The organism is Shewanella sp. S1-49-MNA-CIBAN-0167, from assembly GCF_040310145.1.
Classification (GTDB): Bacteria; Pseudomonadota; Gammaproteobacteria; order Enterobacterales; family Shewanellaceae; genus Shewanella; species Shewanella psychromarinicola.
Map to the genome: position 1 here is coordinate 100298 of NZ_JBEOPO010000006.1, position 23588 is coordinate 123885.

The window sequence follows — 23588 nt, forward strand, 5'->3', positions numbered from 1 at the left end:
CCCATGAGATTATTACTCGTCGAAGACGATTTAGCTTTGCAAGATAACATCAAACGCCATCTTATCGAGGCGCAATATACCGTTGATGTCGCCAGTGATGGTGAAGAAGGTTTATTTCAGGCTCAAGAATATCAATATGATGTGGCGATTATCGACGTAGGCTTACCCAAGCTCGATGGCTTATCATTAATCAGCCTGTTACGTCAGCAAAACATCAGCTACCCGATTATCATTTTAACCGCTCGAGACAGTTGGCAAGATAAAGTGGTTGGTTTAGATGCCGGCGCAGATGATTACTTAAGTAAACCCTTTCAGCTAGAAGAACTTGTCGCCCGTGTTAATGCCTTAATTAGACGTTCGGCAGGTAAAGCCAGCCCAGTAATCCACAACGGGCCATTTAGTATTAATACCCGCAGTTTTGAAATTAAAAAGCACTTGCAAGTGATTAATTTAAGTGGCTCAGAATATAAGTTGTTTGAATATCTGATGTTACATCCGGGATCTGTGCATTCAAAAAGCAGTTTAATCGAACATATTTATGATCAAGATTTTGATTTAGACTCCAACGTGATTGAAGTTTTCATTCGTCGGTTACGTAAAAAACTCGACCCAGATAATCAATACCAATTGATTGAAACCTTGCGTGGTCAAGGCTATCGTCTGCGCCAATTAGACCAAGATGCATAACCTACTGAGTTCGCTTAAAGTTCGCATTGTTGTCAGTGCCTTATTGCTGATTTTGGTGTTGCTGCCCATTATTGGCATTACCCTTAACAATGCCTTTGAGACACAGGTAAATGTTGCCGCCAAAAACCAGTTAAAGGCGTATGTTTACTCTGTTTTAGCCATGGCAGAAGTGGAAGATAATGAGTTACAAATGCCGTCACATTTACTTGAAAATCAGTTCAATGTGATTGGTTCTGGCCTTTATGCGTTGATCACCACCAAAGACAATCAATTACTGTGGACTTCCAATTCATTTCTCGGTCTCAACACACCCATTAACTTGCCTAAACCCGCGACGGGCAGAAGCACGTTCGACTCGATAATGATTAATGATAAACCTCTGTTGATATATAGTTTTAGCGTCAGTTTTGCCACTAGCGAACAGCCCTTTACCATGACGCTGCACATTATAAAAAACAAACAAGAATACCTGCAACAAATCCAAAAGTTCTCCAATACCTTGTGGACTTGGTTACTGATCTTAACCGCCTTATTGGTCATAGTGCAGCTAAGTTGGTTATTGTGGACTCTAAAGCCTTTAGGTCAGTTTAGCCAAGAACTCACTGCAGTAGAACAAGGCACGTCGATGCAGCTGAGCACCCACTACCCTGTGGAACTGCAAAAAGTAGCCAAACAATTAAACACCTTATTACAAACCGAACAAAATCAACGTAAACGCTACCGTAATGCCTTAGCTGATTTAGCCCACAGTTTAAAAACACCTTTAGCGGTCATTCAAACCCAAGCCGATTTAAGCGAAGCATCACTCGAACAAATTAATCGCATCAACCAGATTATTGCCTATCAACTCAGGCGGGCACAAAGTGCCGCTGGTAGCGGTTGGCATATAGGGATCAGTGTTGACAGCATTGCCGTCAGATTAGTCAGAACGTTAAGTAAGATTTACCAACATCGAAATCTTACCATCGAGTATCATCCAAACAAACAAGCCCGTTTTAAAGGCGATGAAGCAGACTTAACCGAAATGCTTGGCAATGTGCTCGACAATGCCTGTAAAGCCGCTAAAACAAGGGTAACACTCACCCTTAAACAGCAAGACAATCAGCTGTGGATGACCATTGAAGATGATGGTGAGGGTATTCCTGAAGAAAAACAGCAACATATTTTTGAGCGTGGGATCCGTGCAGACACTTATGCCCAAGGTCACGGGATCGGACTGGCCATCGTCAGAGATCTTGTCGACAGTTACCATGGCAACTTAACCGTCGGTCAATCAGCGTCATTACAGGGGGCCAAGTTCGAGTTTACCTTTGAACAGTAAAAATCGGCTTTAGGCTGCGCGGTAAATTAACTGCCCACTCGGTGAATTTCAATTATCCGCTTTCAGCTTATGTTCATCTTCAACCCGTTATTATCGAGTTAACAGTCATTAATGACACTGGAGATAACATGAAAAAAGCCATTCACGCACCCGCTCAGGCGCTACTTGCCTTAGTATTGGTCTTTATGCCATTAACGAGTGTGCAAGCGGCGCAGCCAACAAACGCATACACTGACACCGCCCAAGCGGATGTGGTCAGTGATGCTGAGTTGGCACAAATGCTCGCGCCCATTGCGCTATATCCAGACAGCTTATTAACCCACATCTTAATTGCGTCAACGTATCCGTTAGAAATTGTCCAAGCCAAACGTTGGTCATCAAACCAAGGTGATCGCGACACTAACCAAATCATGACCGAGGTAGAGTCGCAAGACTGGGACCCAAGCGTTAAAGCCTTGGTGGCATTTCCAAATGTATTGCAGCGTTTAAATGATGATTTAGCTTGGACACAAAACATAGGTGATGCCTTTTTACAAGACGAAGGTCGCATGTTAGACACCATTCAATCCCTAAGACAGCAAGCTGATGAAGCCAATAACTTGGCCAACCTTGAGCAAGTAAAAGTCTCGCGGGTTGAGCAGCAGATCATTATTGAATCGGCTCGCCCTGAAATTGTTTATGTGCCTTATTACGATAGCCGTATTGTTTACGGAAACTGGCGCTGGAACCGTTATCCACCCGTTTATTGGCATGCGCCTGCTTATGTGAATTATCGCCCTAACCACAGTGCCATTTTTTGGAACAGCGGAATACAGATTAGCTTTAACTACTTTTTTAGCGGTTTTCATTGGCATGATCGTCGTGTGATTGCGGTGCCAGTGCGTCAACACTACCGTTACTACACGCCACGAAAAATAACCTACAGCCATGGTGCACAGCATTGGCAACATAAGCCTAAGCATCGCAAAGGCGTCGCCTATCGCAGCCAAGTGCTCAGCAAACGTTACAATGGCCATTATGAAAAACGTAATAAACCGGTGAGTTATTCCCGTGAGCCTAAACGTCAGCGAGCCAATGGATCTCGTCATTACTCAACCAAGGTTAACGATCAGCGTAAACAGGTAAACCATAACAGCAAACAGGACCAGCGCAGCCATAACTCAGTGGTAAGAGGCGTTAACCGTAATGAGCCACTTGAACACAGAAGTACTCAGCTAAAGCGCGAGTTAAGTCAGCAGCGCCACCCGACGGCACAGGGTAAATCGTTTGATCGTAAAGGCGAGCCAACAAAATCCCACTACAGCCGTCAACGCGACGTGACTCAAACAGGCCGTAAATATAATGCGAAACCCGTGGCTAATGTGACAAATAAACCACGCACTCAAGCATTACAACAAGCTCAACGTAATACCCGAGTTGAAAAAGCGCGTCAGCCACAAGTTAACGCCATGCGCCATCAGCAAAAGCAAGCTAAACAAACACGCAGAAGCGAACCGCAAAACCAGCAAGTTCGCTCAACAACGAGATCGGCGCCTCAACACGCTTCACGCTCGAAGAGTCAGCAACGAGATAATTCATCATCACGCCATGCAAGCCAATCAAGAGACAGTAAACACTCAAGAGAAAGACAGTAGCTCAATAACACACTCGCGTAAAAACAGCATGAGTAGTATCCCCCTCTCATGCTGTTTTTTTTGATTGAAAATCAGTGCGGCAGAGGAGATACAAGCTAAACCTGAGTGTGAGGTAATACAATGCACACCTTTAGTCCATCAGGTTCTAGCCGATTAAAGGTTAGCTCACCATGATGCAAGCTGATAATGTGCTGGCAAATAGACAAGCCTAAACCGGCTCCTTGTGAGGCATTTTCATCAACACGATAAAATCGGTTTTTTGCTAAATTGATTTCTTCATCAGACATACCGCAACCTTGATCCATCACACAAATCATCGTCTGCTTATCATCTTCAGAAACCTTAATGGTAATTAATGATTCTAGAGGGCTGTATTTGCAGGCGTTTTCGATAATATTTTTCAGTACCAATTCGAGGTAAAATTGATCGGCATTGATGGTCATCTCTGGGGGAATAACGATATGCCATTCGTAATCTGCAATCACGTGTAATAGCTGATTAATCACGTTCTCCATAATATTTTGCAGCTTACAATCGGTTATATTTAACGCCTCAATGGCATCAACACGCGACAACAGCAACAGTTGCTCCACGGTATGGCTTACACGATTAATACCTTCGCTCATGGCCTGAATATAAGGCAAAGCTTCTTGTTGCACTGCATCATCTGCCCCCATTAACACATCACGTAATCCATCACTGTGCAATTTAATAATCGCCAAAGGGGTTTTTAATTCGTGGGCAGCATCTGCGCTAAAACGGCGTTCACGGATCATGGTGTCAGCAATGCGTAATAAGTAACTGTTTAATGCATATTGCGTTGAAATTAATTCCTTCGGTAATTTGATATCAATGGGGGTGAGATCTTGAACCGCACGATTATCTAAATGGCGCTCTAATAACTTAACCGGTTTAAATAAATAATAGGTTAGCAGCAACATAAAAAACATTATGATGGGGGTAATGATTAATGGCGATCGCCAAGTGTTACTGATGATTAATGATACTAACTCTCGGCGAACATCATCCCGTTGCGCTGTAACTATCCATACTTGATTAGGTTTAGAGAACAGACTGTAAACATGCCATTTATCGCCTTGAATAATTTTGATGGCATAACCTGGGGTAAAGTCTGTCAGTAGCTCTTTACCTGAACTATCAGAATAAGCCAGCAACGCCCCCGTTGCAGACAGTAATTGAAATGAGAGCTTATGTTCATAGGATAATGTTTCAGGGTTAGTTTGATCTGCAAAGGTTTCGATATTGGAATCATCGACATGAAACAAGATTGGCACTGAGATCAGTTGTGCTAGTTGCTCTTCGGTCAGCTGATCCACATAAAACTGTTCCAGCATTTTGGCTGTTTGAACCATTTGCGCGTCAAATAATTCTTCCACTTCATAGATAGAATCTCGCGTGCTTAATAGACTCGAAAATGTGACGGTTAATATAATACCTACCAACATAAGCAAGCTTGATAATAGTCGCAGCGAAAACATAACATCCTTATGATATTGACATAATCTTATTATTTTTAATGGTTTAGCTTAACGTGTAAATTATACAATTTCCATTAAAATGTAACCAATACCGCGCACGGTTTTAATCAATTCAGTGGCCATTTTTTTTCGTAGATGATGAATATGGACTTCAATCGAGTTGCTGCCCACCTCATCCCAGCCATACGTTAATTGTTCGAGTTGACTGCGAGTTAACACTCTCCCAGCTGACTGAGCAAACTCTAACAAGAGTTGATATTCACGCCGAGACAATGAAATTAATTGATCACGAAAATGCACGTCACAGCGGGTAAAATCAATCGCTAACGCCCCATAACTGAATTGGTTATGATCTAAACCATGCTGACGACGAATGATCGCTTTGAGCCTGGCAATTAATTCCCTTACGTCAAAGGGCTTACTTAAATAATCATCAGCGCCAATGTCTAAACACATCAAGCGCGTGTCAAAATCCGTGTTGGCGGTCAACACAATAATCGGTAATGAGATACCGTTTCTACGCCACTGTTTTAATAAATCAGCACCATTGCCATCGGGCAAACCAAGATCCAAAATAATCGCACTAAAATCTTCATTCTCTAACGCTACCTGCGCCTGCTTATAGGACGGTAAATGATCGACTTGAATACCCTCTTTGGCAAGGCCCATCATTAAGCCTTGCGCTAAAAGCTTATTATCCTCAACTAACAATACCCGCATTGATTGTCCTTATTATTTACCGAAACACCTTAAAATCGACACCTTGTTGCTGTAAAAAGTCTTCAGCATCAGGTCCTTTTAACATCGACATGGTGGCTAACATTCCCGCCATGACACAATTGGGCCCCAGCACTGTGACAGATAATGGCGCCTGTTCAACCGGGTAACCATTGTTAGGATTAATAATATGTCCATAACGCTTACCAGCGACCTCAATATAGCGGCGGGTATGGCCACTGGTGGCTAATGCACCTTGGCGAATGGTTAATAATGCTGCAGCGTTATCAAGCTTCTGCGGATTTTCAATGCCCACTTGCCAGCCATCATCCTTGCTAATAGGGCAAGCAATATCACCACCAAAATTGACTAGCACCGACGTTTTTGGCCAACGTAGAGCCAATAATTGCGCGGTGCGATCGACCGCATATTCTTTGCCAATACCGCCAAAGTCGACACTCATACCTGCAGGCATAAAAACCGTCGTGTCAGTCAATTCAATATGAGCAAAACCGACATGTTGCAAGGCATCATCGATATCAGTTTGGCTAGGCACACGATGGCTGCCGTCAAAGCGCCATAATGCCATTAATGGGCAAGCACTAATATCAAACGCCGCCTCACTTAATTGAAAACATTGCTGGGCGAACGTTAGTAAATGAAGCGTTTCGGCATCAATCGGTGTCGTTTCACCTTGAGCATGGTTTAACTGCCACACCACATTACCCTCAATAAAACGACTAAATTTATGTTCGATACGCTTTGCCTCATCATAAGCAAGATTTAGCATTTGCCTAGCAATGTGCTCGTCATTAACCGCCATTAACAACTCACACGGACTTGCCATGGCGTTAAATGAACCTAAAAAGCCCCAAGGACGAGGCTGTAAGCTCATCACTGTTGGGGCTTTTGACACTTTAGTTAGTGGTTTAAGCAAGTTAAATCACTCTGTTTATTGATGATACTCTCATCTTAAAACGAATAACTCACTTGGGCTATGATTGCTTTTACCGCAGGGAATAAATCGTAATTTTGCAACTGACCAGGTATCTCTGTGCCATTATTTTCAGGATTTTGCTGGTAATACTCAAGACGATAACTCAATTCATGGCCACCCGATAAACGCTGACCAAACTTAAGCCCAATAGTATAAGCCGTCATATCACTAATACGATAATCAGCACTGGCATACTCAGGTATGGCATCGCCGCTCATCAAAAAGGGTTGATAAAACTCAGCCGCTTGCTGCTGGTAATAACGCAAATGCAATTGCCCGTACATGCTTGGACTAAAATAGTATCGATAATGAGTTTCTAAAGTCTGTGACTGAATATCCCAATCATCCGTACTATAACGATATGAAAAATCGACTACACCAGAATCCAAGGCACCTTTAGTGAGTAAAAACACACTGTGCTTAAGACGTGAGTCAGGACGATTCTCGTAGCGGTAAGCTTGGGTTTTACCGTTGATATCGACTTCACTGAGAATTTTATACGGGTCAGTCATGTAACCTGACACACTGGATAAACCGTAGTTAGCCTGCATCAACCAATTACGATTAATAATCTGTGTCACGCCAAACATGATATCGCTAGTTTGTTTGGTATCATCGCCCGCTAAACGAGTTTGATCAAAGGCAGCTTGATAATCGGCATCGTTGCCATAATCACCACGAAACACCATTTCAGACATTGCCACAGGGCGTCCACCGACAGGATCAACCACATCATTAGTAAATGCACCCGATAACGACAACGTGGTGTTATTTTTATTAAAGCTACGCTCAAGGCCACCGTTAATACCCATCGATAGGTAATCGAACTCTTTGGAGCCATAAACGCCTATATTACCGGTCCAATCTTGATTAATCACTTCTTGCCAATTCGCACTCAGCTGAACACGAGTATCATGAAAAGTATCATCAAGCGGTGTATCACCTGTGGCAACGTTATATTGGCCGTCACCAGAAGGACGAGTAAAGGTTTGGCTTTCGCTTTGTGCAACCGCACCTGAGGCAGATGCGCCGGTCAAACTGTCGACCACAATTTTCATGTCCAATAGCGAACTGTCACCAAACGCTTTTTGCACATTACCAATCGCTTCAGCAGCTTGAACTCTATCTTGCTCACCATAATACATAATGGCGGCGTCGACTTTCCAATCATCATTCACAGCACCAGACTCTGCCGAATCTGCAGCGCTGACCTGTTGGCTCAATAAACTACAACTTGCTAACGCCAATGCACTGGCAATACTTTGCTTAGATGTTAGTTGCATCCACAACCTCCGCCCGCTAATGAACGACCACCACTGGTGCCTTCTTTACTAAAATAAATATGATCATCTAACGCGAGATCGAGCTTTTCGCTGTTTAAGGCCATGTCTGCACGGGCTAATTGATCTTTCTCCCAAGGTTGTACACCTAGGCTCGAACACCCTACCAGGCTACTCACGACAGCGATAACAGCAACTGTCTTGGCTAATTGTTGACACCACGGTTTTGTCATATGATTACTCCTGTAACAACATTTGGATTTCTTGTTCATATGCGGGAATATTTTGTTGATAAAATCCCACGTGGCTTTGCACTAATTCACCTTTGCGATTAAACAAAAAGCTACTTGGCATACCTTGTAATTCAAAGGCGTGCGCAACATCACCCTCTGGATCAAAACGAAGATTAAATTGTGCCGGCAGCTTACTCAAAAACTCATGAGCTAATGCGCTATCAACATCAAGATTAATCGCTACCACCTCTAAACCTTGCTGTTGATATTTAGCCTGCATTGCATTCATCCAAGGAAATGATTTACGGCATGGGCCACACCATGATGCCCAAAAATCGACATAAACCACTTTGCCAGCAAACTCTTGCAAACTAACGCTTGCGCCTTGTTGATTCAATACATTGTGTTCTAATGAGGGAGCCGCTTGAGTTTGGGTGTTAACACCTAACCCTACAGCTAAACTTAACGCTATAAACTTGATTTTACGAAAATGAGAAAATAACCCAATTGACATCATATTTTCACCTAATGAACAGATTGCCCACAACATAAGCTACCAATCTTAAGATTTACTTAAGCAATGGCAACATATCTTATGGGCAGCTTTTGTGGCTTCTTTCTATTAGGTTATGCTTATTGATGGAGAACAGCCATACGTCATAAACTCCGCCTTGATAACATCACTACAAACTACTGCAACATTAATCTTTAACGATCAACAGGCACTAACACTAGCCACCAATCATTTTAGACACTAGGCCTTTATCGTTTCCCGACTCAGCCACTAAAATCCCCGCTAAATGTAAACCAATAAAAGGGACGAAATACCAAAGTGCTAGCTTGTGAATTGTTTCAACCTGATCTTCTATCGCTTCAGGGCCAAACTTGAGCAACAGACCGAGTATCACAGATAGCGCAACACCCGCATAAAACCCCCAATACACCCACGCTTGAAACTTTTGTTTTGTACTAGCTTGGCGCGAGAAAGGGGATAGATAGTGCAGACCAAATTTAGCCATATAAACAAAACGAGCCAACAAAAATACGCCCACGGCATAACCAAAATAAATATGCCACTGGAACATCACTCCACGAATACTTTTTGCAATGCTCACCGATTGTTGATCGCTAATAATGAGATCTATTTTGGCCAGACCTTGATGAATAATGGCGGCCATATGGTGTTTCTCCATCCAGCCAAGCCTCAATAATATGGTTAACAACATGACCATCATGGTCAAGGCAAGTCCCCAATGGAGTAAACGGTGTAGCAGTGGATAAGTTGTTTGTGTTTGCATAAAAAACCTCGATAGGATTGCGATGATGGCGCCATTATCACGCCCGAATCTTAACAATTACTTATGAATAGCATTAATCGAACAGTAATCGAACATTAATCGAACAATAATCTAAAACATGACATTATGGCGCTAAAATAACCTTGAAGTGAGTCACACCCGACATACATTTTTAATCAAAGCCGACAAGTGGCCATATTCCTGCTTGTGGCCTATTTCTGCAAGTACAGGAACCTCATTAGGTAGACTTTATACTGTGTTCCCCCTATGGGCCGTCGAAAATATGAACCAACTAATCTATGTGGTCGACGATACGATATTTATTCAGCATTGGAGGGCTATGGTATTAATGCTCGGATGCAGTTTTTTTATTGCCATGGTCCGTTCAACTTGGATAAAACCACTGTTTTGCATTGCGCTAATTGAAAAGCTGTTTTTTATTAGCCTAGTATTGAGCAATGCCAATCAATCTTTTGTCGATGGCTTTTGGTTATCAATGATAATGGACAGTATTATATGTGCTTACATAGCCGCTTATTTATGGTTTTGCCGAGCCACTGCTGATTTAACGTCTTAAGCTAAGCAAACTTAATTTAGCCGATACTATCTGGCGGTGCCGCGACATCGCATTTTTTGCAACTGAGAACCATACCCAATTTCTGTTGCCGACCGGCAACAGTTGTTACCCACAGGCGAACGGTCCACGGCGGATTATGGCGCACATGTTGAAAATGGCCGCAGTCCAATTCTGCCACCCAATGATGCTCTTTATCCAAATGATAACCGATAATTTTTTGCTGCATATTGGTTAGCCCAATGGTTAATGTATTACATTGCGACACAATGGATTATATTTCTGCTGGCTCAATAAATAGCCCATACCATGTCGATAACACCCACAAAAAAGCCTGAACGAGTCAGGCTTTTTGAGCAATAAATAACTTAACTACATGCTAGATTACTTAACCTTAGCGCGGGTTATTTAGTACGATCGCGAATATGGCTCATTGCACGCTTACGACGACGCTCTTGACCTACGGTTAATTTCACCGTTTTACCTTCAAACGGGTTAGCACCCTCATGGAAACGTAACTGAATGGGCGTACCGACAACTTTTAATGAACGACGGAAGTAATTCATCATATAACGCTTATACGAATCAGGTAGCTTCTTAACTTGGTTACCGTGGATAACAACAATCGGAGGGTTATAACCGCCAGCGTGAGCATATTTCAATTTCACACGGCGACCATTAACCAATGGTGGCTGGTGATCATCTTGAGACATTTGCATAACGCGAGTTAGCATTGAAGTACTCACACGACGTGTCGCACTGTCGTATGCTTCTTCAATTGACTCATATAAATGGCCAACACCGGTGCCATGTAACGCCGAAATAAAGTGGATACGCGCAAAATCGATAAAGCCTAAACGGCGATCAAGTTCACTTTTAACACGGTCTTTGATTTTTTGATCAATACCATCCCACTTGTTTATGGCAATAACCAATGCACGACCTGCGTTTAAGGTAAAGCCTAATAAACCCAGATCTTGCTCTGCAATCCCTTCACGCGCATCGATCACTAACAATACTACGTTAGCATCTTCAACCGCTTTTAAGGTTTTAATCACCGAGAATTTCTCGATAACTTCATTGACTTTACTGCGGCGACGAACACCTGCTGTATCAATTAACACGTACTCTCTACCTTCACGCGACATTGGAATATAAATACTGTCACGGGTGGTTCCGGGTTCGTCATAAACTACGACACGCTCTTCACCTAAAATACGGTTGATCAACGTTGATTTACCTACGTTAGGCTTACCAATAATGGCAAGCTTAATCGGTAAGTTTTGTAGGCGTTCTTGTTCCGCTTCAGCTTCTTCTTCAGTATATTCACGCTCAACTTGTTCGCCTTCTTCGTCTAATTCACGAACAATACCCATAGCTTCAGCATAAGGCGTTAACGCATAGTCGATCATGTTGGTGACACCACGGCCTTGTGCCGCAGCCATTTGATATACTTCGCCTAAACCAAGAGACCAAAACTCACCACAAGCTGAATCAGCATCAATACCATCAACTTTGTTGGCAACAACAAAGGTCACCTTGTCGCGGCTACGTAAATGCTGAGCAATCGCTAAATCAGCAGCGGTAAGACCGGAACGGGCATCGGTCATAAATAATACAACATCGGCTTCTTCGATCGCAGCCAATGACTGTTCAGCCATTTTAGTTTCGATCCCCTCTTCAGTGCCATCAATACCGCCAGTATCAACAACGATAAACTCGTAGCCAGCTAAAAATGCACGGCCGTATTTACGGTCACGTGTTAAGCCAGGGAAATCAGCGACTAACGCATCACGAGTACGAGTAAGACGGTTAAATAATGTCGATTTGCCGACATTCGGTCGCCCAACAAGGGCCACAACAGGGATCATGATTTTGCCTCTAAAAAACTTTTCAATAAAAAGCCCCCGGAACGCTTCCAGGGGCTCTAGTAAGGATATTATACCTTAATTAACGCAACAATAGTGCTAGGACTTATTCCGCATCTGTTTCGGTATCTTCCTCAAGATTCTTTTGCTCTTGTTTGTTCAAACTCACAATGGCGACTTTGCCGCTGCGACCTTGAACATAAATTTTGTCATCCACCACTAAAGGTTGGCCATATAAGCCATCGCTGTCAACTTCAATGCGGCCAACAACCTCACCGCTAATACGGTCAATAAAATGCAAGTAACCTTCGAAGTCACCGACAACAATATAGTTATCTATTACTGCTGGAGCCGTTAACTGACGATTTTTAAGCTCAGAATTACTCCATAGCTCTAAACCATTACGGCGATCGACTGAGTAAATACGGCTATGATCGTCCACTAAAAACAGGCTGATACCTGCTGCGGCCAAATCATTAAAGCTTGAGTATTTACGCGACCAAACTACGCGACCATTGCGAAGCTCCATAGAGACTAAATTACCATTGTAACTAGCAACATACAGATTCTCACCCAATATTAATGGTGTCATATCAATATCGGCCATACGGGTAAACTCATTGGCACCGGTCGGACTAAAAACGGTTTGTTCCCACGCTGCTTGACCATTACTTTTAACAACAACAGCTATTTTGCCATCTGCAGAACCTAAAAAGAAACCGCCCGCTTCATAAACCGCAGAACCCGTACCCCGTAAAGTGAGGTTTGGCAGTTGCATCTCATAGCTCCATAACTTTTCGCCGTTATCGACATTAAATGCTTCAAATGTGCCTTTACTGGTATTCACTGCGACAACATCTTCTGCCACTGTGGGTGCCGATAATAATTCGCCATTAGCTTGCGTAGACCACACAACGTCACCCGTTGCCTCATCAAGCGCGACTAATAAGCCCGTTTCGCCACCAATAAACACTTTACTGCGTGCCGCAGTAACACCCGCAGCTAAACGAATGCCTTTAGTTTTGGTTCCAAGCTGCTGTTCGAAGACATCATTAAAGTCTTGCTTCCAAAGCTCATCACCACTTGTTTCGTCAAAAGCGACAACTATACCGTTGCGATCAGCAACAAACACTTTGCCATAACGGACGCTGGGACGAAGTTGCGAATAATAATCGCCGACGCCATCACCAACACTGGTATCCCAAATAATTTCAGGAAACACCGTTGCTTGTATATCAACTAATTCACTAACAGGCTCTTCTTCAACATCACTTGAAGAACAAGCAGACATAAGAGCAACACTTAACCCAACGGCAAGTAAATTTTTGCACCACGACTTCATCGGCTAAGTTCCTTATGCCTTATTTAGATTATCTAACTTCATGGTCAGCGCTGGACTGGTTAACGCACCACCATTATCCACTGCTGCTTGATAAGCTAATTTGGCTTTATCCAAGTCACCTTGACGCACTAAAAAGTCACCTTTTAATTCTTCACGTTGAGAAGCAAATGCTTTATCAGTCACTTGATCTAACGTGGCTAACGCCATGCCTACATTATTTTGCTCAGCTTGAATACGCGCTAAACGGATCATCGCGACCATGCCCAAACCAGCACCAGGTTGCGCCGCAATCACTTTGGTAAATGAAACTTCTGCTTTAGCCAAATCACCCGCTTCAACTGCCGATTTTGCTATTATCAATTCGAGTAGCGCTTGATAACCTTGCTGATCATGTTCTGATGCAAAGCTTTCTGCCTGAACCAATAATGCAGCAGGATTATTCACCTGTGTCACGATAGACTGAAATGACTCTGAAGCTTCTTCAGCCGCCGTCACTTGCATGTCTGAATAAGTATTCCATCCATATAAGCCACCAAGGCCTACCACGGCACCCACGACAATCGAGGTACCATAATCTTTCCAGAACTGCTTGATAGCATCTACTTGTTGTTCTTCTGTGCTATAAATTTCCACTGGCACTTCCCCTTTTAAATCAGTTCTGCAATTTTAGTTACGAGTTCACTACGCGTAACCAATTGTTGTTCGTTGTTAGTTCGTAATGGCTTAATAGCGACTTGATTACTGGCCAATTCATTTTCACCAATAATTAACGCAAACTGAGCACCGCTTTTATCGGCACGCTTCATTTGCTTTTTAACGTTACCGCCACCGCAATGACTCATGACTTTAAGCCTTGGTAAATGTTGACGCAACTCTTGAGCCACTTTAATGGCTTCTACTACGCAGTTATCGCCCATTGCTGTGACATAAACATCCACTTCAGCGGCAATGTCACTGGTTAACTCGAGCGTTTCAAGCAATAGTACAATCCGCTCAAGACCCATAGCAAAACCAACAGCGGGGGTATCTTTACCACCAAGTTGACCGACTAAACCGTCGTAACGTCCACCTGCCAATACCGTACCTTGCGAGCCCAAACTAGTGGTAACCCATTCAAATACAGTACGGTTATAGTAATCTAAACCACGGACTAAACGCGGATTGATGGTGTATTGGATGCCAACAGCGTCTAAGAGTTCACACAAAGTTGAAAAATGTGTCTTTGATTCTTCACCAAGGTATTCCATCAATACTGGTGCATCGCTTAAAATAGCCTGCACTTGTTGCGATTTACTGTCTAGCACACGTAATGGATTTGAATACATCCGACGTTGGCTATCTTCATCTAATTTGTCTTTGTGTTGCTCTAAAAAAGCAATTAACGCATCGCGGTAAGCAGCACGCTCAGCGGGATCGCCTAGGGTATTAAGCTCCAGCGCAACATGTTCTTTAATGCCTAACTGGTCCCATAAACGGGCAGATAACATTAATACTTCAGCATCAACATCGGCGCTGCCGATCCCGAAAACTTCAACACCAAACTGATGAAATTGACGATAACGACCTTTTTGTGGACGCTCATGACGAAACATGGGTCCCATATACCATAAACGTTGTTCTTGGTTATACAGAAGGCCGTGCTCATTACCCGCGCGAACGGTTGAGGCGGTGCCTTCAGGGCGTAAGGTTAAGCTGTCATTGTTACGATCGCCAAAAGTGTACATTTCTTTTTCAACAATATCGGTCACTTCACCAATAGAGCGTTTAAAAAGATCAGTACTTTCAACAATAGGAGTGCGAATTTCGCTATAACCAAATGCACTAACTGATGAGCGCAATACGGCTTCGACTTTTTGCCATAAAGGACTTTGCGTTGGCAGAATATCATTCATACCGCGAATAGCTTGGATTTGCTTTGCCACTGTTAACTTGCCCAATTCTTGAATTAGCTTGCACTAATAAAATGTAAATATACCCTCAACATAGACAACACTTAGGTTGTCATGCACAGGATTAATGATTATTCAGTTTTGTCGGTGATCGCGATGCGATTTGCCATCATGCTTGCTTTAGCACGGATTTTGGCTTCTAAGCCATCGATAATATTTTTATTGTCAAAGCGCTCTTTTTGACGCACTCCGCCATCATAATAACCGCTCTTTGCATGGCCGCCAGTTAAGCCAATATCTGACACCAGTGCTTCACCTGGACCATTAACCACGCAACCAATAATGGACACGTCCATTGCAGTGGTAATGTCTTCAAGACGACGCTCAAGTTCATTGACGGTACTAATCACATCAAATTCTTGGCGCGAACAAGAAGGACAAGCAATAAAGTTAATCCCACGGCTACGAATGCGTAAAGACTTTAAAATATCAAAGCCCACTTTAATTTCTTCAACGGGATCGGCCGCTAACGAAATACGTATGGTATCACCGATGCCTTCTGCCAATAACAGACCCAAACCGACCGCTGATTTGACTGAGCCTGCGCGCAGGCCGCCAGCTTCGGTAATGCCTAAATGCAAGGGTTGACGAATTTGTTTCGCCAGTAAGCGGTATGATGCAACAGCAAGGAAAACATCTGAGGCTTTAACGCTGACTTTAAATTGATCAAAATTTAAACGGTCTAAAATATCTACATGACGCATTGCTGATTCTAATAAGGCTTCAGCCGTTGGCTCGCGATATTTGTCCATTAAATCTTTTTCAAGCGATCCACCATTCACTCCAATACGGATTGGAATGTTGTTATCGCGCGCGCACTCAACAACACTGCGAATACGTTGTTCATTACCAATATTACCCGGGTTAATACGTAAGCAATCTGCACCGTATTCTGCCACTTTAAGGGCAATACGATAGTCAAAATGAATGTCGGCCACTAAGGGAACATTCACTGACTGTTTAATCATTTTAAAGGCTTCAGCTGCGTCCATCGTCGGTACAGAAATACGCACAATATCAGCACCGACTTTTTCTAACGCCCGGATTTGCGCAACGGTTGCTTCAACATCGTTGGTATTAGTGTTCGTCATCGATTGCACAGCAATCGGCGCACCATCACCAATAGGCACATTGCCCACATATATACGTGTAGATGGTCTGCGAATAATTGGGGATTCGTTATACATGCGAATATGCTCTATTGCTATGCTAAAGCATTATGACGCTTTAGGCAGGGTTAATCTTGCTACTCGGCCGTCGGAAAACGCAGCTAAACTGACGTTATTACCATCGAGACTGATACTGGCTACTTGAGGCGCACCCAGGATCACTTTAAAAGGTTTTGTACCACGGACTTCTATTCTTTGTGCCGCATTTTTCACACCATCAACCATCACTTTGCCATTGGCATCAGTTACGTTAACCCAACAGTCACCCGAAAGTTCAATCGTTAACACACTCTCAGAACTTGATACGCTCGTCTCTATTATGGTTGACGATGGCGTACTCGGTTGAGTTAATGCCTGAGTTGAGCTCGCCGCGTTTTGCGCTGTTTGGATAAGATTATCTTCAGCTTCGATCGCAGCCCTGCTAGCTGCATCAGTTGAACTATCGATGCCTTCAGTCACATAATCTGACTCACTGGTGGTGTTTTCAGCTTGCGATTGTCCAGATTCACTGCGAATGATTTGCTGCGGATCAAGCATGCTACTTTCCGCGGCAATTTCTTCAACGGTTGGCTGTGATAAATCAACATTTGTCAGTAACGATGATTTTTGAACCCACCATAACACCAGCATCGCTATTAATATGGCAACAATAAGGTAAGTCACTAAATTAAGCCGACTATTGCGAGCTTGATGGATCGTCTTACGTGAAAAACTTTGCATTACCGGTGCCACGATTTCAGGCACTTGACGGCTTAAACATTGCTGTATTACAGCCATGTCGGCGCTAACAAAACGAGCATAATTCTTAATATAGCCTCTCACATAAGTGATAGAAGCTATATTAATAAAAATATCATTTTCAAGATCATCGATGATCTTGGGACGTAAATGCAATTGGGTTGCAACGGTCTCAATCGAGATCCCCTTTGCTTCGCGAGCCGCTTTTAAAATGGTGCCGGCTGTCACTACGTCTTTTAACAAATCCGCTTTTTCTGCGTCTTGTTCTACTTCGAATTCATTAGTCATTAATTCAAGTTAGCTCTATAATTTTTGGCTTGTGGAGATGCAGGAAACTTCGCAATTAATAAAATGCCAAATCGTTTTACGGCCTCTACATCGTTCGCCGCCCGCTCAATCTTAATCCCTAAGGCTAAACTTTCTGCTGATTCACTAGCAACTCGATGGTATCTTGCGAGTTGTTCGCGCGCATTGCCGTAGTCAGCATCTTCCATGGCTAACTCGGTTAGTTCTAACAACGTTACTTGCCGTCTTTTATCATACTTTAACGCCATATTAAAATACTGTCGCGCTTTTTCTTTATCACCTGCTTTGCGACTGCACACCCCTAAGTTTTCATAACTCGATGCTGTGCGGGTATATTTAGGTGTTTCAATCGCAGCAAGAAACATTTTCTCAGATTCGACAAATTTATTTTGTTGACACAAAAACACCCCAAAGTTATTCCGCGCATCACCAGTGACATCACTAAAGCTAATGGCCTTTTCGTATGATGCTTCGGTTCGCTCTAAATCACCTACGGTTTGGTAATAATAAGCCATTGCCATATGAACTTCGCTGGTATTGGGTGCATATTCAACTGCTTTATTTAAATTATACTTAGCTTGTTCGCTATTACCACGATTTAGATAAGTAAGTCCGAGATGCATACGCTCTCTAGCGGCCCCCTGCTTATCAAACTGACGTTCAGCTACAGGGATATCAGTACCACTGTAGGTACGCTCAGTCACACAAGCAGTGACAGACAAAGCCAATAAGGTAATCAGACCAACCTTTTGCATTCCGTGCATCATTTATAAGCCTATTATCTATGTAAACAACGAGTTATTCCATTGTGACTGAAATCTGATTCTGTTGCATTTGTTTTTTTGCTAAACGCTTTGTTCTATCACGAATATCACCCGCTAACTGGCCACAAGCAGCATCAATATCATCCCCACGGGTTTTACGCACAATAACGGTGAGGCCATGTTCTATCAATACTTTAGAAAAACGGTCTATGCGTGAGTTAGATGAACGGCCGTAAGGAGAACCAGGATACGGGTTAAACGGAATTAAGTTAATCTTACATGGAGTATCTTTCATTAACGTTGCAAGTTCATGCGCTTGGTCTGTGCTGTCATTAATATGATCAAGCATCACATATTCAACCGTTACGCGGCCGCGATTTGCATTAGACTTTGCTAAATAACGACGAATGCCCGCTAAAAATTCTTGTAATGGATATTTTTTGTTAACCGGAACCAACACATCGCGCAGTTCATCATTAGGGGCGTGGATACTAACCGCTAATGCCACATCAATAACGTCACCGAGTTTATCAAGCGCAGGTACCACACCAGAGGTTGATAAGGTCACGCGACGTTTAGATAAACTAAAGCCAAAATCATCAAGCATAATATCCATCGCAGGGATCACATTGGCAAGGTTAAGCAAAGGCTCACCCATACCCATCATCACTACGTTAGAAATGGGTCTATCGCCGGTGTCTTTATGGAAACCTAAAAATTGCGATACTCTCCAGACTTGACCGACGATCTCCGATACCGTTAAGTTACGGTTAAAACCTTGCTGACCAGTAGAGCAGAAAGTACATTCTAAAGCGCAACCCACTTGCGACGACACGCATAACGTCGCGCGGTCCTCTTCTGGAATATATACCGTTTCGACTTCTTGACCCTGACCAACATTGATCGCAAATTTAATGGTGCCATCAGCAGACTCTTGAAAATTAGCAATTTCAGGCGCAACAATTTCATATTTCGCAGCCAATTTTCCACGTAGAACTTTGTTTATGTTGTTCATTTCTTCAAAATCAGTGGCCCCAAAGTGATAAATCCACTTCATTAACTGATCGGCACGAAACGGTTTTTCGCCCATTTCACTGAACAACGCACGTAGTCCTTTACGATTAAAATCTAATAAATTGATTTTTTTTACACTCATCTGCCTAACCTCAAAACACCAAAACCTGTAACAGGGCGGCGAATTATACAGTTAGCATCACGTTTTAGCCAGTATCTCGGGCATCGAGTTTACTCAATATATCTAGTATCGTGTTCGTGTCGTGTTTTAGCCACTGTCGCGAGTCCATCGAGTTGACTCAATATCGCTATTGTCGTGTTCGTGTCGTGTTTTAGCCACTGTCGCGAGTGCATCGAGTTTACTCAATATCGCTATTGTCGTGTTCATGTCGTGTTTTAGCCACTGTCGCGAGTCCATCAAGTTTACTCAATATCGCTATTGTCGTGTTCGTGTCGTGTTTTAGCCTCTGTCGCGAGTCCATCGAGTTGACTCTGTATCGCTAGTATAGTGTTTTAGTTACTGTAGAGAGTGAATCGGATGTTTACTCAGTATCGCTATTGTCGTGTTCATGTCGTGTTTTAGCCACTGTAGCGAGTGCATCGGATGTTATGATAGAATTGATACAGTTTATTTAGTCTACCTCGAGGAAGTTTCTACTTACATTTATGTTAACTCTTTTTTTGATTGTCTTTTTTGCTATTTTCATTTCATTTCTATGCAGTATTTTTGAAGCAGTCCTCTTATCTGTTACTCCAAGTTATATCGAAACCCTCAAAGAAACTCACCCCTTTATTGCTGCACGCCTCGATAAGCAAAAGCAAAATATTGATTCTCCATTAGTCTCTATCTTAACGATAAATACCATCTCACATACCATGGGGGCTTCTGTTGCTGGTGCAAAGGCGGCCATCATATTTGGTAGTGAAATGCTTGGCGTATTCTCTGCTGTTCTGACTTTTTTAATTTTATTCTTCTCAGAAATCATTCCTAAAACCTTAGGGGCTAATTACTGGCGCAAATTGGCTCCATCGGTATCACTATGTTTATATTGGATGGAAAAGATGACGATGCCTTTAATTTGGATGACTCAAAAAGTCACCAATCTCTTCGGCAAAGGCGAAAAAGGTCAATACATTCGTCAAGAACTCAGCGCAATGACCCAAATGGGGAAAGACAGTGGCGAATTAAGTGAGCAAGAATCACAGATGTTAACGCAAATGTTGTCGATGAAAGACATGCACGTCAGTGACATCATGACCCCCCGCACAGTGATTTTTAAATTACCAACTCACATCACTAATGAGCAATTTATCGACCAGTATTTGTCCAGTACTTTTACCCGGATCCCGATTTATCAAGGTGATCGTGACAATGTGATTGGTTATGTCAATCGTAATGATATTATACTTCAGTCTCGCCAAGCCCCAGATACTGAAATTGGAGAGCATTTAAAAAATTTACTCGTCGTCCCCTCTTCCGTAAGAGTATTGCCGCTGTTTCAATTAATGATCAATCGTAGTTCAAAAATCGCCTTGGTGGTTGATGAATACGGTTCAAGCGAAGGCATTGTGACGATTGAAGATATCATCGAAACCTTAATTGGTTTAGAAATCGTTGACTCAAAGGATTTAACGCCCAATATGCAAGCATTGGCGCGCAAACTTTGGCAACGACGGATAAAAAGTAAAGGTTTAGTCATATACGATGAAAATAATATGGGTTAATTGAGCCTCCGTTATTGGCTATAAAATCAGACTAACCAATTATTAACATTCAATTTATAGCCTTTTTTATACCAACTGAATGATGTATATTCAAATTTATCTTAATCATTAACAATGTTAACAGCAATTCGATTAACTAATTGTTAAAAAAGGTGTTTTACCATTGTTAACCCACTAAACTTGTTGTGATCACGGGGCTAATAGTCAATCCTGCGTTAGCCTCAATCCATACCATAGTACAGTGTAAATATGTCGCATTATTATCTATAACCTCATCTCTGGACAATCCTTAAGATAATAAACCGTTCTCAAATCGCTTTTTGTCCCGCGATCGAAGTGGCATTGACTTGCAACAACAGCGCTATTATCGCCTTTACTCGCAAAACAAAAGGCAAGGTTAATAAACCAGACAACACGCTAATTTATATCACTTTATCTTACTTATACCAGAATTGAAGTTAAGTACGATCAATAAAAGACTCTTAGGTATTCTGTTTCTGCGTTACATGGCAACTCTTGCGCCAACAAGCTTAAATTGAAAGACCAGGGGAAACGCTGAGTGATTACATATTTAATGAAATGGGTATAATATACCGACATTAAATTGAGGGAAAAAATGCCAAATATTTATCGTTTATCTATTGCTCACATTAATGACACTCATTCTAACTTCGAACCTAGTCCAGTCCATTTTAGCCTGACAGCCCAACAGCACACTTATAAACTAGAAGCCCATTCTGGTGGCTATGCGCGTTTAGGTTATCAAATAGAACAGGCAAGACAGCAAGCCGCGGCCCAGCAAACTCCATTTCTATTTTTACATGGCGGCGATAGCTTTCAAGGCACTTTATATTTTAGAGAGTTTAAAGGTGCAGCCAATGCCCATTTACTAAACCTGCTAAAGCCCGATGCTATGGTCATAGGTAATCATGAAATCGATGCGGGTAACAGCCCTGTTCAAGCGTTTTTAAATCGTATCGATTTTCCGATATTAGCCGGTAATATGGATTTAAGTCAGGAAGACCGCCAGAAAACAGGCCGACTTTATGGCCATCCAATGCTATACGACTTTGATGACTCAACTGAAACGGCCAAAGTATTAATTAAGCCGTTTTATGATACCAAGCTAGCGATAATTGGCATCACTCTTGATCAAATGCGCTTAATTGCCAGACCGGATCCTGATACCCACTTTGTCAATGCCATCGAGACCACGGAGCGAACAATACAACGCTTGCACCAACAAGGTATTCATCACATTATCGTCCTGAGCCATTTAGGCTTAGATCAAGATAGGGAACTGGCCGCAAAAGTTGATGGCATAAGCCTGATTGTAGGTGGTCACTCGCATACGCTCCAAGGCGAGCTGAGTGATATTGGCCTGAGTAATATCCCTTATGGCGAAACAATTAATTCAACGCCGATTTTACATGCCGGTAAATATGCTGAAACGGTTGGTTTAGCTGAAATATGTTTTGACCAACAAGGTAAGGTTGTCGAACTGTTGGGTAACAATTACTTTATGCTCGATAACAAGATTACCGTAACCACAAAACAAGGCACTGTTGCTGACAGTCATACTTCAGCGGCATTAATTGAACAACTTTTTAGTCACCCTTGTATTAAAGATGCCCAACATGATGAAGAGATCCACTCGGTCATTCACACCCAATATAGACCATCATTAGACGCAATAGAAAATCAAATTCTAACCCATATCCCGCGCGATTTTGTCCATACTCGCCTGCCCAGTAAACATTTTCCTCACGGCAGTGAAATTGCGCCTTGGGTCAGTAGAAGCATGTATAAAGCCGCAAAAAATATTGAACCGAATATTGATTTTGCCCTCCATAATGCTGGCGGTGTTAGACAGTCGTTGAATAAAGGCCAATTGTCATTAGCGGATGTAGTAGGACGGATTTTACCTTTTGAGTTACCCCTGACCTTGTACCAAATCCAAGGGAAATATGTCATTGAAGCGCTTGAGTCTTCAATTAACTCGGCAACCAATAATGGTATTATGGGTACTGGCGCAGGTAGTTTTCCTTATCCTTACGGATTGCGTTACTTCTATGATGGTAAGCAAATTAAAGGGCAACGGATCACCCAAGTCGAAATTTACAAACAAGATCAATGGCAAACCCTTGATCCTAAAAAGCTGTATCTCGGGGTATCAAGTTCTTATACCGCTGCGGGTAAAGAAGGATATGAGGCATTGTTGCTGGCACATTGGCAACAATCGATAACGGATCAAACATTACCAGAAGCGTTTATCGATTTTGTCAGTCAATATGGACACCTCATTAACGGACTACTATTGGCCAATGTACATTATATTAGCCACCGCGATTAAACCAGCATGCCTAACAGCTGGGAGACCGCAATAATTCGTAGTAGATCACAGACCTCAGTGAACAGAGATGGTTAAATAGCATAAAGTTGAGCGAATCTCGTTATCCATTATCATCTGTAG

At 42.6% G+C, this 23588-nt stretch carries 22 protein-coding genes; 6 read left to right on the forward strand and 16 right to left on the reverse strand.

Annotation, left to right across the window (positions count from 1 at the left end; translation table 11 throughout):
* The first annotated feature begins 3 nt into the window (after window positions 1-3).
* The 3 genes from AAEZ00_RS04295 (at window position 4) to AAEZ00_RS04305 (ending at window position 3642) form a co-directional block, all read left to right on the forward strand.
* Window positions 4-687: a response regulator transcription factor gene (locus AAEZ00_RS04295; protein ID WP_124011979.1), complete on the forward strand. Its 684-nt coding sequence runs from the start codon at window positions 4-6 to the stop codon at window positions 685-687.
* Window positions 680-2008, forward strand: coding sequence for an ATP-binding protein (locus tag AAEZ00_RS04300; protein ID WP_124011980.1), 1329 nt, complete (start codon window positions 680-682; stop codon window positions 2006-2008). The genes AAEZ00_RS04295 and AAEZ00_RS04300 overlap by 8 nt, the downstream gene beginning before the upstream one ends.
* A 128-nt stretch (window positions 2009-2136) precedes the next feature.
* Window positions 2137-3642 carry a DUF3300 domain-containing protein gene (locus AAEZ00_RS04305; RefSeq protein WP_351088388.1) on the forward strand — a complete coding sequence of 502 codons (1506 nt, stop codon included), beginning with the start codon at window positions 2137-2139 and terminating at the stop codon, window positions 3640-3642.
* Between the two features lie 95 nt (window positions 3643-3737).
* Here the strand turns inward: AAEZ00_RS04305 and AAEZ00_RS04310 are convergent, their stop codons facing one another.
* From AAEZ00_RS04310 to AAEZ00_RS04340, 7 genes are all read right to left on the reverse strand, one after another.
* On the reverse strand, window positions 3738-5141 hold the full coding sequence (locus AAEZ00_RS04310; RefSeq protein WP_351088389.1) for an ATP-binding protein: 1404 nt from the start codon (window positions 5139-5141) through the stop codon (window positions 3738-3740).
* 60 nt (window positions 5142-5201) lie between these two features.
* Window positions 5202-5861 carry a response regulator gene (locus tag AAEZ00_RS04315; RefSeq protein WP_101032389.1) on the reverse strand — a complete coding sequence of 220 codons (660 nt, stop codon included), beginning with the start codon at window positions 5859-5861 and terminating at the stop codon, window positions 5202-5204.
* A 16-nt stretch (window positions 5862-5877) separates the two neighbouring features.
* Complete coding sequence (locus tag AAEZ00_RS04320) at window positions 5878-6753, reverse strand: FAD:protein FMN transferase (protein WP_351088397.1); 876 nt, start codon at window positions 6751-6753, stop codon at window positions 5878-5880.
* Between the two features lie 77 nt (window positions 6754-6830).
* Window positions 6831-8138, reverse strand: coding sequence for a DUF3570 domain-containing protein (locus AAEZ00_RS04325; RefSeq protein ID WP_351088390.1), 1308 nt, complete (start codon window positions 8136-8138; stop codon window positions 6831-6833).
* Window positions 8129-8368 carry a DUF4266 domain-containing protein gene (locus AAEZ00_RS04330; protein WP_164839513.1) on the reverse strand — a complete coding sequence of 80 codons (240 nt, stop codon included), beginning with the start codon at window positions 8366-8368 and terminating at the stop codon, window positions 8129-8131. Before AAEZ00_RS04330 ends, AAEZ00_RS04325 begins: the two co-directional genes overlap by 10 nt.
* A gap of 4 nt (window positions 8369-8372) precedes the next feature.
* Entirely contained in the window at window positions 8373-8885 is a 513-nt protein-coding gene (locus AAEZ00_RS04335; RefSeq protein WP_232772063.1) for a TlpA disulfide reductase family protein, read from the reverse strand.
* Between the two features lie 214 nt (window positions 8886-9099).
* Window positions 9100-9666, reverse strand: coding sequence for a cytochrome b/b6 domain-containing protein (locus tag AAEZ00_RS04340; protein WP_351088391.1), 567 nt, complete (start codon window positions 9664-9666; stop codon window positions 9100-9102).
* A 283-nt stretch (window positions 9667-9949) separates the two neighbouring features.
* Between AAEZ00_RS04340 and AAEZ00_RS04345 the strand changes: the two genes are divergently transcribed.
* On the forward strand, window positions 9950-10243 hold the full coding sequence (locus tag AAEZ00_RS04345; protein ID WP_351075341.1) for a hypothetical protein: 294 nt from the start codon (window positions 9950-9952) through the stop codon (window positions 10241-10243).
* A gap of 16 nt (window positions 10244-10259) precedes the next feature.
* Here AAEZ00_RS04345 and AAEZ00_RS04350 read toward each other — a convergent pair whose 3' ends face one another.
* The 9 genes from AAEZ00_RS04350 to rlmN all read right to left on the reverse strand — a co-directional run bounded on the left by AAEZ00_RS04350 (window position 10260) and on the right by rlmN (window position 19532).
* Window positions 10260-10469: a DUF3565 domain-containing protein gene (locus AAEZ00_RS04350; RefSeq protein ID WP_351075343.1), complete on the reverse strand. Its 210-nt coding sequence runs from the start codon at window positions 10467-10469 to the stop codon at window positions 10260-10262.
* A 175-nt stretch (window positions 10470-10644) separates the two neighbouring features.
* Entirely contained in the window at window positions 10645-12111 is a 1467-nt protein-coding gene (gene der / locus AAEZ00_RS04355) for a ribosome biogenesis GTPase Der (protein ID WP_101032395.1), read from the reverse strand.
* Between the two features lie 103 nt (window positions 12112-12214).
* The gene (gene bamB / locus AAEZ00_RS04360; protein WP_124011989.1) at window positions 12215-13450 is read right to left on the reverse strand and encodes an outer membrane protein assembly factor BamB; all 1236 of its coding nucleotides are present in this window, start codon (window positions 13448-13450) and stop codon (window positions 12215-12217) included.
* Between the two features lie 12 nt (window positions 13451-13462).
* Window positions 13463-14083: a tetratricopeptide repeat protein gene (locus AAEZ00_RS04365; RefSeq protein WP_101032397.1), complete on the reverse strand. Its 621-nt coding sequence runs from the start codon at window positions 14081-14083 to the stop codon at window positions 13463-13465.
* A 14-nt stretch (window positions 14084-14097) separates the two neighbouring features.
* Window positions 14098-15372 carry a histidine--tRNA ligase gene (hisS, locus tag AAEZ00_RS04370; RefSeq protein ID WP_101032398.1) on the reverse strand — a complete coding sequence of 425 codons (1275 nt, stop codon included), beginning with the start codon at window positions 15370-15372 and terminating at the stop codon, window positions 14098-14100.
* A 98-nt stretch (window positions 15373-15470) separates the two neighbouring features.
* Window positions 15471-16586, reverse strand: a complete 1116-nt coding sequence (ispG, locus tag AAEZ00_RS04375) for a flavodoxin-dependent (E)-4-hydroxy-3-methylbut-2-enyl-diphosphate synthase (RefSeq protein WP_101032399.1) — start codon at window positions 16584-16586, stop codon at window positions 15471-15473.
* Window positions 16587-16616: 30 nt separating this feature from the next.
* Window positions 16617-17594 (reverse strand): RodZ domain-containing protein, encoded by a 978-nt coding sequence (locus AAEZ00_RS04380; RefSeq protein WP_351088392.1) that lies wholly within the window; start codon window positions 17592-17594, stop codon window positions 16617-16619.
* Window positions 17594-18379, reverse strand: a complete 786-nt coding sequence (gene pilW, locus AAEZ00_RS04385; RefSeq protein WP_101032401.1) for a type IV pilus biogenesis/stability protein PilW — start codon at window positions 18377-18379, stop codon at window positions 17594-17596. Before pilW ends, AAEZ00_RS04380 begins: the two co-directional genes overlap by 1 nt.
* A 31-nt stretch (window positions 18380-18410) precedes the next feature.
* Window positions 18411-19532 (reverse strand): dual-specificity RNA methyltransferase RlmN, encoded by a 1122-nt coding sequence (rlmN, locus tag AAEZ00_RS04390; RefSeq protein ID WP_351088393.1) that lies wholly within the window; start codon window positions 19530-19532, stop codon window positions 18411-18413.
* Between the two features lie 524 nt (window positions 19533-20056).
* Here rlmN and AAEZ00_RS04395 point away from each other — a divergent pair.
* Together AAEZ00_RS04395 and AAEZ00_RS04400 are read left to right on the forward strand one after the other, a co-directional pair.
* The gene (locus tag AAEZ00_RS04395; RefSeq protein WP_124011992.1) at window positions 20057-21115 is read left to right on the forward strand and encodes a hemolysin family protein; all 1059 of its coding nucleotides are present in this window, start codon (window positions 20057-20059) and stop codon (window positions 21113-21115) included.
* Window positions 21116-21731: 616 nt separating this feature from the next.
* The gene (locus AAEZ00_RS04400) at window positions 21732-23468 is read left to right on the forward strand and encodes a bifunctional metallophosphatase/5'-nucleotidase (protein ID WP_351088394.1); all 1737 of its coding nucleotides are present in this window, start codon (window positions 21732-21734) and stop codon (window positions 23466-23468) included.
* The last annotated feature ends 120 nt before the right edge of the window (window positions 23469-23588 follow it).